Annotated in this window: 14 protein-coding genes; 8 read left to right on the plus strand and 6 right to left on the minus strand. The window is 53.0% G+C overall.

All coding sequences use genetic code 11. The features are described 5' to 3' along the window. The first annotated feature begins 2 nt into the window (after window positions 1–2). The 5 genes from odhB (at window position 3) to VFA09_25860 (ending at window position 5,637) form a co-directional block, all read left to right on the plus strand. A complete protein-coding gene (gene odhB / locus VFA09_25840) occupies window positions 3–1,328 on the plus strand; it encodes a 2-oxoglutarate dehydrogenase complex dihydrolipoyllysine-residue succinyltransferase (protein ID HZU70722.1) in 1,326 nt (441 codons plus the stop codon). A gap of 168 nt (window positions 1,329–1,496) precedes the next feature. Next, the gene (locus tag VFA09_25845) at window positions 1,497–2,936 is read left to right on the plus strand and encodes a protein kinase (GenBank protein HZU70723.1); all 1,440 of its coding nucleotides are present in this window, start codon (window positions 1,497–1,499) and stop codon (window positions 2,934–2,936) included. Between the two features lie 80 nt (window positions 2,937–3,016). Then, on the plus strand, window positions 3,017–3,556 hold the full coding sequence (locus VFA09_25850) for a DUF6391 domain-containing protein (protein ID HZU70724.1): 540 nt from the start codon (window positions 3,017–3,019) through the stop codon (window positions 3,554–3,556). 97 nt (window positions 3,557–3,653) lie between these two features. After that, window positions 3,654–4,526: a sulfurtransferase gene (locus tag VFA09_25855; protein HZU70725.1), complete on the plus strand. Its 873-nt coding sequence runs from the start codon at window positions 3,654–3,656 to the stop codon at window positions 4,524–4,526. 28 nt (window positions 4,527–4,554) lie between these two features. Next, a complete protein-coding gene (locus VFA09_25860; GenBank protein HZU70726.1) occupies window positions 4,555–5,637 on the plus strand; it encodes a phosphotransferase in 1,083 nt (360 codons plus the stop codon). A 373-nt stretch (window positions 5,638–6,010) separates the two neighbouring features. On the opposite strand, the gene VFA09_25865 is transcribed toward VFA09_25860, so the two are convergent. Next, window positions 6,011–6,322: a hypothetical protein gene (locus tag VFA09_25865; protein ID HZU70727.1), complete on the minus strand. Its 312-nt coding sequence runs from the start codon at window positions 6,320–6,322 to the stop codon at window positions 6,011–6,013. After that, window positions 6,323–6,670: a hypothetical protein gene (locus VFA09_25870; GenBank protein HZU70728.1), complete on the minus strand. Its 348-nt coding sequence runs from the start codon at window positions 6,668–6,670 to the stop codon at window positions 6,323–6,325. A gap of 233 nt (window positions 6,671–6,903) precedes the next feature. Here VFA09_25870 and VFA09_25875 point away from each other — a divergent pair, with 233 nt between their 5' ends. Together VFA09_25875 and VFA09_25880 are read left to right on the plus strand one after the other, a co-directional pair. Further along, window positions 6,904–8,472, plus strand: coding sequence for a hypothetical protein (locus VFA09_25875; GenBank protein HZU70729.1), 1,569 nt, complete (start codon window positions 6,904–6,906; stop codon window positions 8,470–8,472). Between the two features lie 17 nt (window positions 8,473–8,489). Then, a complete protein-coding gene (locus VFA09_25880) occupies window positions 8,490–9,212 on the plus strand; it encodes a PKD domain-containing protein (GenBank protein HZU70730.1) in 723 nt (240 codons plus the stop codon). Window positions 9,213–9,222: 10 nt separating this feature from the next. On the opposite strand, the gene VFA09_25885 is transcribed toward VFA09_25880, so the two are convergent. The 4 genes from VFA09_25885 to VFA09_25900 all read right to left on the minus strand — a co-directional run bounded on the left by VFA09_25885 (window position 9,223) and on the right by VFA09_25900 (window position 13,702). Continuing rightward, window positions 9,223–10,122 carry a 2-dehydropantoate 2-reductase gene (locus VFA09_25885; GenBank protein HZU70731.1) on the minus strand — a complete coding sequence of 300 codons (900 nt, stop codon included), beginning with the start codon at window positions 10,120–10,122 and terminating at the stop codon, window positions 9,223–9,225. A gap of 10 nt (window positions 10,123–10,132) precedes the next feature. Beyond that, on the minus strand, window positions 10,133–11,101 hold the full coding sequence (locus VFA09_25890) for a hypothetical protein (protein HZU70732.1): 969 nt from the start codon (window positions 11,099–11,101) through the stop codon (window positions 10,133–10,135). Then, entirely contained in the window at window positions 11,067–13,004 is a 1,938-nt protein-coding gene (locus VFA09_25895) for a serine/threonine-protein kinase (GenBank protein HZU70733.1), read from the minus strand. Before VFA09_25895 ends, VFA09_25890 begins: the two co-directional genes overlap by 35 nt. 173 nt (window positions 13,005–13,177) lie before the next feature. Then, a complete protein-coding gene (locus VFA09_25900) occupies window positions 13,178–13,702 on the minus strand; it encodes an Lrp/AsnC family transcriptional regulator (protein ID HZU70734.1) in 525 nt (174 codons plus the stop codon). 191 nt (window positions 13,703–13,893) lie between these two features. On the opposite strand from VFA09_25900, the gene VFA09_25905 reads away from it, so the two are divergent. After that, entirely contained in the window at window positions 13,894–15,033 is a 1,140-nt protein-coding gene (locus VFA09_25905) for a class II histone deacetylase (GenBank protein ID HZU70735.1), read from the plus strand. The last annotated feature ends 98 nt before the right edge of the window (window positions 15,034–15,131 follow it).

Raw genomic sequence — 15,131 nt, forward strand, 5'->3', positions numbered from 1 at the left:
ATATGTCCGTTGAAATACATGTCCCAGAATTGGGGGAATCCATCGTTGATGCTGTCGTAGCGAACTGGCTCAAGCATGAGGGTGATACGGTCAGCACCGGTGATGCACTCGTAGAACTGGAAACCGATAAGGTCAATGTCGAAGTCAGTGCTGAGCAGAGCGGCGTGCTGCAAAAAATTGTCAAACAGGAGGGCGACGTGGTATCCGTAGGCGATGTGCTGGGGATAATAGGCGAAGGCGCGGCAGCAGCGACTACATCTGCCCAGGCAACGCAGCAGACGCAGGAAGCGCCTGCGCAAGGGGAATTAGATGGACAAAGGCTGGTGGAGGAACAGGCGCAGGTGCGTGCTGGCCAGGAGGCTAAGGGTGAACAGCGACCGTCTTCTCCCCTGGCGCGCCGTATCGCTGCCGAGCATCATATTGACCTGGCGCAGGTGAAAGGGAATAGCCCGCATGGCCGCGTAACCAGGGAAGATGTCATCAGCTACCTGGAGCAGAATAAGCAGGATTCGTCGCAACAGGCTACCACAGCAGCTACGCAACAAGCACAGCCATCTACGCCGGCTGCCGCACCGCCCGCGCCTGTAGGGAAGCCATCGCCGGTTATTGCTGCTGCACCCACGCAGCCGGGTAGAGAGGAGCGTATCCGGCTCTCGCGCAGACGGCAAACGATTGCGCAGCGCCTGGTTGAGACGCAGCACACGGCGGCTATGCTCACGACCTTCAATGAGATCGATATGAGCGCCGTCATGGAGGTACGCAATAGGCGTAAGGAGTCCTTTAAGGAAAGATATAATGTCTCGCTTGGCTTCATGTCCTTCTTCACCAAAGCGGTGGTAGGGGCGCTCAAAGCTTTCCCACGCCTGAATTCTGAAATTCAGGGCAATGAGCTGGTCTTGAAGCATTATTATGATATCGGTATAGCGGTTGGAGCAGAGGAGGGCCTGGTTGTGCCGGTGCTGCGGGATGCCGACCGCAAGAGTTTTGCTGAAATCGAGCGTGAAATTGCTACTCTTGCGAAGAAAGCGCGCGAAAATCAGTTGTCGTTGGCCGAGTTGCAAGGAGGGACGTTTACGATCACCAACGGTGGGGTGTTTGGTTCGCTGATGTCTACGCCAATTTTGAACGGGCCGCAGGCCGGTATTCTGGGTATGCATAAGATTGAACAGCGCCCGGTGGTTGTCGCGGGCCAGATAGTCATTCGACCGATGATGTACGTCGCTTTATCGTATGATCACCGTATTGTAGATGGTCGGGAAGCCGTACAGTTTCTGGTGCGCGTAAAGGAATTAGTGGAGGACCCGGAGACCTTGCTGTTGGAGGGATAAAACATCCCGGCCTGCACTCTCGACATAACTTGTCTCAACCTGTATAATCTAGGATGTGCCGGGTATAGCCCTGTTTATTCCTGATGGTACAATAGACGAAACCATTTGGGGAGAGATCTGGGAGTGCATGCTTAATCGGGTGGTACGAGAAGAGGAATTCGCCATACTATGCAACAACATGGAAACACGGATGAAATGGATGCCCTGATTGGCAGGACATTGGGGCAGTTTATCATAAGGGAGCGTATAGGTTCAGGTGGCATGGCAACGGTTTTCAAGGCCTACCAGTCCACCCTTGAGCGCTATGTTGCGATCAAAGTTCTACCCGCTTTTCATGCGCACGACCAAATTTTTGTGAAACGCTTCGTGATGGAGGCGCGCTCGGTAGCGAGGCTGGCCCACCCGAATATTGTCCAGATCCATGATTTTGGACAGGAAGACGATAATGTCTTCTACATTGTGATGGAGTATGTCGATGGTGGAACGCTGAAAGACCGGTTGAAGATGAGGGCCTTAACGGTTCCTGAGTCGATTGATTTTGTGATCCAGGCAGCTGAAGGCCTTGGTTGCGCCCACAGCAATGGTATTATCCATCGCGATGTGAAGCCTGCTAACATGCTGCTACGCAAGGATGGGCATCTGCTGCTCTCTGACTTCGGCATCGCGAAAATGCTCGAGGGAACGACGAATCTCACACGCGCCGGCACCGGAATCGGCACGCCGCAATATATGTCGCCGGAGCAGGGCACCGGCCAGCCGGTTGATCGCCGCAGCGATATTTATTCGCTGGGCATCGTGCTCTATCACTGTTTGACAGGGCGCGTCCCTTTTAACTCGGATAACCCACTCTCGATAACGGTAAAGCACCTGAATGAGCCATTGCCAATCGAGAACCTGCGCAAGATGGGCGTGCCTTACCCTGTTGAGCAGGTGGTGTCGAAGATGACCGCGAAGTCTCCATCAGATCGCTACCAGTCGGTAGATGAGCTCATCGATGCGTTGACGGCGGCGCTTTCAGCTTCCCACCTGTCTTTACCGCGCTGGCGATCAGGTATTCAACCTATCGCGGCAGCCGTTCCAGAAGTGCCGCCACAAGCACATAAAGCATCCGGCCCGCTGCTATACACTCCCCCTGTGGGTTCACAGCCCCTGGCTCCTATTTCGCGGCCATCGCTGGTAACAGTACCATGTTTCCGCTGCGGTCAGTCGAATCCGAGCGACCGCCTGTTTTGTACATCCTGCGGATATGAGCTCTCGGATAGGCGCGCGGCGGCTGATCGCTTTATGGGGCCAAATGGTCGCCCTATTCTTGCCCGGCTTTCCATTCAGAATGGGCCAATGGCCGGGCGCTCGTATATGTTTCACCAGGATATCACAACAATTGGCCGCACGAATGGCAACGACCTTATCATCTCGGGGCGCACTGTTTCGCGAAATCATGCGCGCCTCTGGTTTGATAATGGCCGCTGGTATATCGCGGATATGAAGAGTGCGAACGGAACGGTGGTAAACAATGTGCGGCTCCAACCGCACGTGCCAACGCTATTAAACGATAACGACGTGATCAATTTCGGTGACGAGGTTGTTGTCTTTAACATCGTGTATTAGTTGTTTCAATGTGCCTGTCCTTATCCGGGTCGCTAAACCCGCAAAGGTCAAGTGTAGATATATTAGGAAGGTTCAAACACATGAGTTCCATCAATCCTGTAGTTCAGGTAGCGCAACAAATGCTGCTAGGAGGTGCGGTCAAACAAAATCATGCGCTCGAACACGCAACGATTGTGCTATTGAGCAGAAAATATCCCGAAGTCCGCTTTGCAGGCATCTCTTTTGCCGCCGGCTTTTTCGTGTTCGGGGATGTGCCGACGGAGGCAATTCTGCCGGCAGCGCAGGAAGCTCTTACCCTCTTGCGTACAACCACGCCTGAGCTGGCGATTCACGAGCGCTGCGGCACCAATCTCGCTGTGTCGGGAATGCTGACAGGCCTATCGGCAATGACGGTGGCTCGCATGCGCAAGCCATTCAGCACGGCCAATAATGTGATCCTGGCCGCGACTGCTGCCCTGATCCTGGCACGTCCATTGGGGCTAATGGTTCAGCGCTACGTTACAACGCAGACTCCTAACGCGTCCATGAAGATTACCGGCGTATCACGCCGCGTGTTCTTTGGCACTCCGGCTCATTTTGTTAGCACGGATAATCCAGAAGCTGCCGGCCTGTTTTCTTGATACCTGTGAGCGGTAAACAATTGCAGCTTATAAAAAATGTGGGGCGCATGTGTTGCGTCCCTACGTTTTGTTATTTCATCTAATCCAGGAGGTCTATATGGAACGCAGCCGTTTTCTCGTTGAAACGACCTGGCTGGCCGAGCATTTGAATGATCCTCACCTGCGGGTTGTCGATATGCGTGGCTATGTGCGTACAGTAGAGCGGAATGGGGTTCAGGATGCAGTGTATGTGGGGGCGCGAGACGAATATGAACAGGCCCATATTCCCGGCGCTTTGTATATCGATTGGACGAGCGATATCGTTGATCAGGATGATGCTGTAGAGGCCCAGGTGGCGCCCGCGGAGCGTTTCGCGGAGGTCATGGGGCGGCTGGGCATTGGCGACCAGCACCTTGTGGTAGCCTATGATGCGCATCCTGCCTCGCAATTTGCCACGCGTCTGTGGTGGGCGCTCAACTATTATGGCCATGACCAGGTTGTGGTATTAAATGGGGGATTGCCCAAATGGCAGCGCGAGCATCTTCCATTGACCGCTGACGTGCCTGTCTATCCTCCCGCGACATTTACCCCAGTTGTCCAACCACAACTGCGCACCACTGCTGAAGAAGTCTTGTCTTTGCTTGGGCAGCAGGGGGTGAGGCTGATCGACGCGCGCGATCGCGGCCAGTATACGGGAGAGATTGTGCGTGGGCATGGGCGTCCAGGCCATATTCCGGGCGCTATCAATATTCCACGCGAGGAACTGGTTGATCCGGCGACGGGGACGTTTCGCAGCAATGAAGAACTCGCCCAGGTTTTTTCCTCGGCAAATGTGTCACCAGAAGAGCGCGTGATTGCGTATTGTAATGGAGGCGTAGCCGCGACGACAGTTCTTTTTAGCCTCGCCATGCTTGGCTACCCTCAATTGACCAATTATGACGGCTCGTGGAATGAGTGGGGCAAGCGCCAGGAACTGCCGGCGGAATTCTAGTTGCAATGGAGGGTACCGGGTCGCTCTTATGCTAGAAGATGGACTAGAAGAGACAGCGCAAGACCTGATCGATCTCAACGAGGTGATGCATGCCTTTGGTGTAAGCGAATGGCATAACCTTGGGCCTGTTGATGCTGGGCATGATGGATCATCAGGTCTGCTGGTTGAGATTGCAGGCCTGCGCTATATCCTCAAAGAACAGCCTGGCGGATTGCTAGAGGAAGATAGCAGCCATCGTTATGAGTTTCAACGCTATCTCCGCGAGGCCGGTATTCCGGTACCTTTCTTGTGGCTGACCCCACAGGGAGAGCCTACAGTGACAATCGGCGAGGATGTATTTGAACTGCGGCAATGGATTGATGGCGAGGTATATGATTCGAAGAATCCTCGTAGCTTGCGGTGGGGAGCTGCTGCTGGAGAGATGCTGGCTCGCATCCATCAAGCCTCGCATCGTTATCCCGGTTCGGAGCATCGCTGGCCTTCCGAGGTGCAGGCGGGTGGATTGGTGCAGGGCTGGCTGAACTTCGCGCGTGCCATAGTGGAACAAAGTGAAGTGCATGCCATTGCCGCGGCTTTGTCGAATGTAATCGATCAATGGGAAGCAGTTCTGCCTGCTGCCATGATGTCCATCGGCTCCGGTCGTGGCTTGCCTGAGTTCAATATTCACGGCGACTATACCCCGATGCACCTGCGTTTTGAGGGCGAGGCAGTGTGTACTGTTTCAGGATGGGATGCATCGCGCTGGGAAAAACGCCTGATTGAACTTGCCTACGCTCTTTTTTCATTTAGCGCGTTAGAATGGCGAAACGATGACGTTTTGACAAGACCCCTGATGAAACGTGGCTTCGATCCTGAACGTATGAGGAATTTTTTAGCAGCATATGGTGCCCTCTATCCACCTACCCCCGGCGAAGCCACGCTCCTCGTCGATGCCTTGATGCTGGTTACTCCTATTCTTACGGCCAACGGCCCGCTCGAAGACATCTTCTATGCTGAGGAGAACGTCGAAGAAATGTTGATCGACGACGTAATGGAAAGGCTTGCCTGGGCAACATCCCTTCCTGCCTGGCTTGCCCGCATGCGCGGTACGATTGCCGAGATGTGGCAGTGACTCTGAAGTAGCGCATTCATTGAATCCTTACTTCCTGACTTCGCCTTTTGCTTGTGCAACTTAATCTCTCTTAAGAAGTAACATATCTTTGCATCGTTAATGGAATGTCCTTTATTTTCTTTTGTATCCTGCTTGTTTTTCCAGTTGATCTCTGCTATACTACTTCACGGGTTTTTATTCCTATATCTTTTCGAAAAAAGTACTCGGAAATGCAAGTATGCATAAGTGTAGAGGAGGCAATGTATGTTTTGCCTGAATTGTGGTAACAAGCTTCCCGACGATGCTAGCTTTTGCAATAGATGTGGCAAAGCCGTCAATATTTCACAACCTCCCGCGACGAATCCCCCTCCTTCTAGCAGAGTGACCAGGGATTTCAATAGCATGATCCCTCCATCCCAACTTCCTTCACCTGGAAACTATCAACCACCGGCGCAGGCAGGCTTCCCAGGTCAGTCATCTTCACCGCAATGGCAGCCACAGTCGAATCCAGGCTATCCGCCGGTGATGCAGCCCGGGTCGCCTCAGACCTCACAATCGCATCCGGGATATCCGCCGGCAGTGCAAGCTGGTTTTTCTGGACAACCACAAACGAATCCAGGATATCAACCCCCGGCACAGGCCGGTTTTCCTGGGCAGCCATCTTCCCCACAATGGCAACAGCAAGCAAATCCAGGTTCTCTTCCAACTATGCTCCCCGGACAATCCCAGCCGTTGCCACAGCAATCAGGCTCTGGCTATCAACCAACCATACAAGCCGGTCCGTCATCATTGCCACCCTGGACCTCGCAGCCGAATACTGGATATTCACCAACAATGAGAGCGGACCCGCCCTCCCAGCCCTACCTATCCTCAATTCAGCCAGGAACAATGCAATCCGGCCCGGTATCTCAACCCTATTCTTTGCCCGGGCAGGTCCTTCCGGGTGTGCAGGTGCCTTCAACCAGCTATCCAGGCGTGTCATATCCGCAGGGTTATCCGGCTGCTGTTCCCCCTCCTCAAAGACCTGCTCCGCCACCCAATGTATTTCAAGCATGGATGATACGAGTCTTTTCTCCCTCGCTCGCAAGCAATCCGATATTAGGCATCATAGCAGGTAGTCTACTTGCAGTAATCGTTGGTGTTTTGATTTCGGTCATCTTTGTATCTATTGCAAGTGGCATAGCTCCTCATTTTGGGATAGACGGTGCTTTCCCAGCTGGGCAGGATGCGTTAGATGCATCCCTCGGCTTTTACTCTCTGCGTTCTTCTTTCAAAGATGGCCTGCAGTTGTTTTTCATTATGCACGGGGCCGCGAACCATATCCAGTTTGCTTACTCGAATAGCTCCAGTTCCAACCTCTCTACTTTCAATGCCTCATTTAATTCACTTTTAAGCGGCCTATTACTCATACCTGCATTGCTCCTGACTCTGGGAGGCTATGTGGCCGCGTGTACCGATTTCCAGAATCGCCCTCTAAGCAGCCTCTGGCGTGGAGCGGCGATAAGTGTTCCCTATGCGATTCTGCTGGTAATACTCACCAGCCAGGTTAATGGCAGTAGTATAACCCTACCACTACAGTACGATCAAAATGGTGCTGTCACTCTTACACCTACCTTTGATGGCACATCCCTATTTCTCTTTGGACTGTTATGGGGCGCCATTTTCGGAGTACTGGGAGCCTCTATCAAGTTGAGCCGCGGTCAGTGGAGGCATATGGTTTTCCAGTATTTGCGTGCCAACGGCCGGGCGAGGGTAACAGGCATGATTGCCGGCGCTCTTGCGGCTTCTGGCCTGGGTATCGCGCTTTCTCTGCTCTTCGTTTTGGGATTCCTTGCCTTTAGCACTTATTCCATACCTTTGTTCACCCATAATCTGTGTGATTACAACTTTGGTTATGGGGATTGGCAGATTGTAACTGCCTGGGGAATCGCCCAGGGGCCGCTCATGGCTGCAAATCTGTTCTTCTACTCTTTTGGCGCACCTTTTACAGTCAATGTTCCACAGGCCATTGGTGATGCCTGTTTTTTTACAGGTAATCCACATACTACACACCTGGCTTTGAGTATGTTTGGCGGCACTCCTCATTTGCCACAGTGGACGTATGCCTTGCTGCTTATCCCGGTAGTGAGCCTTTTCCTTGGTGGCAGGGTGAGTGCTGCTATTGCCAGACCAAGGGGAGTTGGTCCTGCTGCTGTTCAAGGAGCGCTGGTGGCGGTTCCATTTGTTGTTCTAATGATGCTTTTAACCACTATCACTTCAATTTCCACGCAGGAGACAGCGTTTGGATCGTCCTCTGTACAGAATATTTTCTATACGCTGACAGCCGGTGTTGGGGCATTTGACCTGGTATTATGGGCATTATTGTTTGGTGTAGTTCTTGGAGCGCTGGGAGGAGCGTACCAGGCAAGTAGCTTGAGAACAGGCATTGCTAAGGTGTTGCGGGGGCTCATTAAGCCACTGGGTCTGATAACAAAACCATTTTTCTCCCTCATCGATCGCTTTACAGGGCGGCCCGTTGCTACACCCAGGAGCGCAGCTCGTAGTCTTGTCTACGGCGCGTTGCTCTGGGCGCTGTTACTCCTGGTAGCAGTCGGAGTGGCCAGCATAATACTTATTGCGAACAACCAGGTTATTGAGCTCGCAACAATTTATCGTGTTAGAGATATACTTAGTGTATTGCTCGTAGCATTGCCAGGATTATTCCTCATCAGCGCTGCTGCTTCCGCGCTTGTAACGGATCCACAGGGCAGTCAGATTACGACAACCGCGCCTGCTCCAGGTTTTCAGGTGGGATACTCGATCCCACCAGGGCCTCCACCGCCTCGTACACCTTTTATTCCCGGGCAGCAAATGTAGACGAGAGGAGTATAGCGATGCAAGGGCCAACTTTTTATTCTAATATTCCGGCAGGAAATCAGCAATTTGCGCCGGCGCCAGTACCTGTACAGCCTGCTAGTCGTGGAACGGGGCGTTTGCGCAGCCAGCTTTCTTTCCTTGCCTTATTTGTTGTAATAGTAGCGCTCATTGCGGCAGGTATGTCAGTGATGCAGTGGTCAACAATGCGGACTGTGACCCTGGGATTTCCCAAACCAACAGTACAGATTATATCGTCTAATACAGGTTCGTATAGAACATCTGATAGTGTGCAATTCTCGGCTAGCGGTAGTGGAAGAGATCTCAGTTACTTCTGGGATTTTGGAGATGGAAGCACTGCAAATGGTTCGGATGTCAGTCACATATTCGGCAGGGCAGGCTCTTATACGGTTGTAGTGACTGTGGTAGACGCTATCGATCAGTCGAGTAGAGCCAGTGTCTCGGTCACTATTTTACCGATATTGCCAACTGGAACGTTCACTATTTCCTACTCCTATGGCTATTACGTCGGTTTCGACGCCAGTGGTTCAACTTCCGACCCGAGTACGAGTATAGCCAGCTACTCCTGGAATTTTGGCGATGGGAGCACCGATACTACCTATACCCCGTCAGAATATCATTACTATAATTCAAGCGGCCCATACACGGTTACTCTGGTGGTGACTGATGCTGCGGGACAAGAGAGTAGCGCATATTCTCAGACGGTGTACCCTCAATATTGATGCAGTGGAATCACTTTATATAGAGGTCATATGCCTCTTGCAGCAGCGGGCAATTCACACCATGCTCCTTGGCGCGCCGCAGCAATGGAGCAAAAAGCGCTTCTGCCTCGTGTGGTCGATTGGCCCATACATCGCGCGCGAACGAGGAATCGGCCTGTGGGTCGAAGCGCTCCGCGACGGCAAGGCTGGCGGCTCCGGCATCTTCGGGCATGGGGATACCACTGGCTTGTGCAATATTTCCGATCTCCTGCGCTATTTCTGCCCAACGGGAACGCAAACGAGCATCTTCGCGAATTCTGCCGATGGGCAGGCGCGTCTCGGCATTGATGATGGCGAAAGGTACCAGAAAGAGTTGCTTCATCCACATGCGCCGCTCGATGTCGTCTACCAGCGCGGCTTCAACGCCAGCGATTTCGAGGGCATTGACTATCGAAAGCAGCCTGGCACGATGCTGGACCGGCAAGAAAAATTGCGCTACACCTGGCTTGATATCGATCACGCCAGGAGAGATGATATTGGCCCCAACATATAAAACTCCCATTGCCGCGCGCTCGTTGCCATACATCGCGGATACAGCATCATATGCGGCGAAACCATTCTGTACGGTGACAAGCAGCGTTTCCGGCGCGATGCGCGAGGCTATCTCTTCCAGTAATGCCGGGATATCGTAGGATTTGGTTGTCAGTAAGATGACGGGGGCGAACTGCTTGACATCATCAAGCGCGACACTCACTACCGGGGCAAAGATAGTGCGTTTATTCTCGGATACAATCGTCAGGCCGACCTGTTGGAGCTGGCGTAAGGCGTTGCCGCGCGAGATGATGCGAGGAGGCAGACCTCCGCGATGCAGGGAAGAAGCCAGAAATCCTCCCGCTCCTCCTATACCGATGATATCGATAGCTGTTTCCATACTCTCCTCCTTAGAAAACGAGCGATGCATTGCGGAGTTGCTGGATAGCAATCAGATCACTGAGAACGCCATATGCCGTCTGTAAAACGCCTGTATCGTGTTCGATCAGAGTAATTGTCCCCATAGCCTCGGTCTGAATTGATATGATGCCGGTTCCACTTTTGCCTATATACAATATGTCATCGGAGCTGATGCGTTGGGGACGAACTTCAGCGACGAGGATGCCATGTTTACGCCGGGCCTGGCTGACCAGGCGATAAGGCGAACCGGCCAGAGCCGCTGCACAAATATCGTCAGGGGTGAGATCTCGGATGCCTTCACGCTCGACCATGGATGGTCGCAACTGGCCTTCGAGCAGCGTATTGGCGAGAATGGTTGTTTTCATTACAGCGTCCCATCCATCCAGGTCATACCACGGATCGACCTCTGTTACTCCTGCCTGTTGCGCTCTACCGATGGCCTCATCACGTGAATAGCCCTGTTCCATCAGGTTCAAGACAATACTACTGGTGGTATTGAGGAGCGCCCTGAAGGACTGTATGCCTACGGCCAGCAATGTGAACTGTGAAAGGTTAATCAGTGGCAGGCCATCCATAACTGTCGATTCGAAGCGGAATTGCACATTATTGCGGCGTGCCAACGCTTCGAGTTCGTCCTGCGCAAAAGCCACCGGCCCCTTATTCGCTGTTACCACATCCATACCCGCTTCCAGAGCTTGCCGGATATGCGCCAGCGCCGGCTGCCCGCTCTGCGGATTAAGCGTAGTGAGCTCGATCAGTACAGTGGCCCCGGCGGATTTTCCGGCCTGAATGAACTTTCCGGCATTTTCCAGGCGGTTACTCGTGCTGCTGAGCCAGCCTTGTGGGTCCTGTTCGCGCGCAAGATCAGTGGCATCCACACCTTCGGGGTGGACGTAGAATCCCTTGCTGCGCGAGCCAATGCCGCTAATAACCGGGCGTATGCCTAACTCGCGGCCCATCCATTCGCTCCGTGATGCGAGAAGTGGGAGGAATGCCTGGGCCACGTGCCCATATCCTAGCAAGAGCAGGCGCAATGGAGGGAGTAATGCAGAGAGAGATGTTTCGCTCATGGGTCAATACCTGTGCTTGAACGGAGTGGAAGAGCTCCTGGAAAGCCATGGCCGCTTGCTGAGCGTGGCCTTTGCTTGCTATGAACAAAAGAGTGAGAATGGCGAGCAGAATAGCCGCCAGAATAAGAGCGGTAAAGATAAGAATTTTGCGGTTTTTAGTTGAAAGGCCGGTATGCGCATGGTCGGTGGTCTGGGAACTTGAACCACTCATCTGCCCGATTGGTGCCGGCGGCTGAGGCTGTGTTGCTGATGTCGTGGCCGGAGCAGAAAGATTGGCCTGCATGAAAGGTTTCGGTGGAACCTGTGGTGGAGCAGAAAGCGCCAGGTCCTGAATGGCTAGATGAGATGCCCGGTGATTCTGCCGTGATGCATCACCTGAAAGGCTGGCAGATGACGCTTGCATGAGTGATGATGGTCCTGACCCGGATGATCTGGGTAACGGCGGAGTAATGACCATTGTTGCTTCCCCTGAAATATCTTGTGGGGTCGCGGCGTTATGTCCACCAGTTGACGGATTACCAGGTGCAGCTGGCGGCAGATTCGAATTCATGCTTGAGCCGTTTGCCAATGATTTACCGCAGTGAGGACAGAAAGACGCGTTTCTGTTCAGATCTCCATTGCAATATGGGCAATGTATGATGGGTGCCGCGGGTGCAGGGGGCTGTGGGTCCGGCATTGCGGTCGTGTCCAGAGTTGCCGGATCAATCGGTCCTTTTGTATTTTGCATTTGCTCGAAGAGCAGGGGTAGATCGGGCTGCGTACTATGCGGATCGACATTGCGAGGAGACCTGCTTGATGAGGGCTGCGTAGATGAAGGTAACGCGGCCAGTACCGAACGAAGGTCATTGCTGAATTCCGCGACTGATTGGTAGCGATCCTTTGGCTTCATTTCCATAGCGTGCTTGATGATCGAGTTCAGTTTCTCAAGCAGTTCTGGTGGAAGCATTCCTAATTGTGCCAGGTGCCGGGAATGCCGCGGGGCCGGCTTTGACGGTTTGGAGATGCCGAGACGAAATTGCCGCCCGGCATTAGGATCCGTACTTCCCTCGGGTGGGTTGTGCGCGAGCAAATCTTGCAATGAGGGCAAATCCGGTTGATTTTGTTGAATTGCCTGATTGCGCGTGGAGACACTTGGGGGCTCATGGGTTGTGAGTACAAAATAGAGTGTGCCGCCCAACGCGTAGACATCCGAACGGGCATCTGTTCCTGCTCCTCCGGGGTATTGTTCCAGCGGGGCATAGCCGGGCGTACCCTGGTGCCGGATGAAGAAGAGGGTGCGCGCCCCATCCGCGGCGGCCTTCGCGTTACCCAGATCGACCAGGATTGCCTTACCATCGGACGTAATACGAATATTATCCGGTTTGATGTCACGGTGAATAATAGGTGGTTGCTGGCTATGCAGGAAGCTGACTGCATTGGCGATGGAAAGAATCCAGGTTAGAAGCTGGGCCAGGGGGATGACTTCGTTTTTCTGCCGCGCGATGCGGATATAGTCGGTCAGATCATTTCCCTCAATATAACCAAGTACCATGTAGTATCGCCCTCGCTCGTCGAAGGCGTCCTGAAAAGCAGGGAGATTTGGATGGTGCAGTTGGCTGAGCACGCGCTCTTCGTGTTCGAGTTGCACCTTGCCGCTCGCCCCGGTGACAAGGTATTCTTTAATTGCGTATTGTGCTTTCGTCTGCATATCTATCGCGATGTAGACATGCCCAAAGCCTCCGCTGCCCAGCACCCGTTCGATACGGTAGCGCCCGTGCAGTAGTGTGCCTGACGGTAGCGTTTCCATCGCCATAGAGGCTAACTCCTTTTTGGGTTCTAAAATTCTCAACAAGGCAACGGGGCAAACCGAATAATGGCAGTATCACATCATCGTGTTGTTCGTGCCACCTACATCCCCCGGCATTATAACACTTGATAGGAAGTGTGTCATGTGTCTTATGACCTGCTTCCTACCAGGAAAAAGTACTACTGCGCCGATTCGTTATGCGAGCGCGACTTGATAGGTGATGGTGATGGCAAAAGCCGCGCCTGAGATAGGAAAGCCCAGTTATTCTGTTTGCACACCCGCAAATACATATATGTTTCTGCCTGTTGCACCCCCTGTACTTTGTAGAGCTTCTCGGTAAGAAACTTCAAGAGATGATCGTTATCGCGACATACAACTTCAGCCAGCAGGTCAAAACTGCCCGTTGTAATGATCAGGTAGATCACTTCATCAAACGCAGAGATTTCTTCGGCCACTTGCAGAAGCCGCTCACCTGATACGCGAATGCCAATCATACTTGCCAGGGAGAAACCCAGTTTGATGGGATTGGTAACGGCGACGATTTGCATAACCTGGGTATTGATTAAGTTAGCAACGCGCTGCCGCACGCTGGCCTCCGATATACCTAGCTCAGCTGCCAGTTTGGTAAATGGGCGCCTGCCATCCAATTGTAGCGCCTCGATAATGCTTTGATCGATTTCGTCTATCCCATTCTTATCGTTCATTCTAGCAAAATATCCCTTACACCTTTTCCATGACTGTCCACCCTGGCATCTCGAAAGCCCCGCAGTTCTCATGCCAGAAATCAAATGTTCAAGTTCAATGTGGCTATACTACCATCTCAGGCACAGATGTGCAATAATCTGTAAACAAACTGCTCAAAATCCAGTCTCCAATCGCAGAAAGGATGGCTTGTATGCCTACTCATCGCACCGGCTTTGTTTTCGACGAACATTATATGGGACATGATACGGGAGTTCAGGCGACCGTCGTCACGCGCAATGGTTCGTTCGAAGTCTCGCCCGAACCACATCCCTCTTCGCGGTATATCATCAAGCGTATCAAAGAATTTCTCGATGGTTCTGGCCTGACGGCATTGATGCACCCGATTCCGGCGCGTGCCGCCAGCGAAGATGAGATTGCGGTTTACCATACCCGGAAGTATATCGCGGGGATACGTGCGCTCTGTGCTGGAGAGACTCCAGAAGAAGGCTGGGGCGAGATCGATGTAGAGACTAATCTCAGTCCTGGTACGTTTGAGGCGGCACTCTACGCGGCAGGTGGTTCGATGAATGCTGTGAGCGCGGTCATGGGTGGTGAGGTTCGTAATGCCTATGCTCTCTTGCGGCCTCCCGGCCATCATGCAACAAGCAATCAAGCCCTGGGCTTTTGCATCTTTAACAATACCGTTATTGCCGCTCATCATGCCCGCAATGCTTATGGCCTCGAACGTGTCATGATCGTAGATTGGGACGTGCATCATGGCAATGGTACACAAGATGCGTTTTATGCCGATCCGCATGTACTCTTTGTCTCACTGCACCAGCAAAACTGGTTTCCCAAACTGGCAGGAGAACTAGAGCAGGTAGGAAGTGGCGCGGGTGCTGGCTACACGGTCAACATCCCACTTCCGGCAGGCACCGGTGATAGGGGCTACCGGGCAGCATTCGAACAGCTAGTGCTTCCCATCGGCCTGCAATACCGCCCGGAGTTGATTATTATCACAGCGGGTCAGGATGGAAGCTGGCTGGACCCGCTTGCCCAGATGATGCTAACCATGGCCGGCTTCCGCACCATGTCCGAGCTGATGCTTGGACTGGCGGAAGAGGTCTGTGACGGAAAACTGGTGATGCTGCAAGCAGGCGGCTACAGCACCGCCTATGTGCCATATTGTACGGTTGCCGCCATTGAACCATTAGTAGGTGTCGATCTCGGTATGGTCGATCTCTACGACACATCTTCAGAACTTGAGCGCAGCGCGACCGTTTTTTCACAGGAGACACGGGATGCGCTGGCGGCAGCACGAAAGTGGCACAGCAACTGGTGGAAACTGTGATTTCTTATAGCCATAGGATATACAAATAGCAAAACAAAGCAGAGCACCCACCTCCTACAACCGGATTGACGGGAAAATAGAAAAGGGATCAGCACAGC

This window comes from Ktedonobacteraceae bacterium (assembly GCA_035653615.1).
GTDB lineage: Bacteria > Chloroflexota > Ktedonobacteria > Ktedonobacterales > Ktedonobacteraceae > DASRBN01.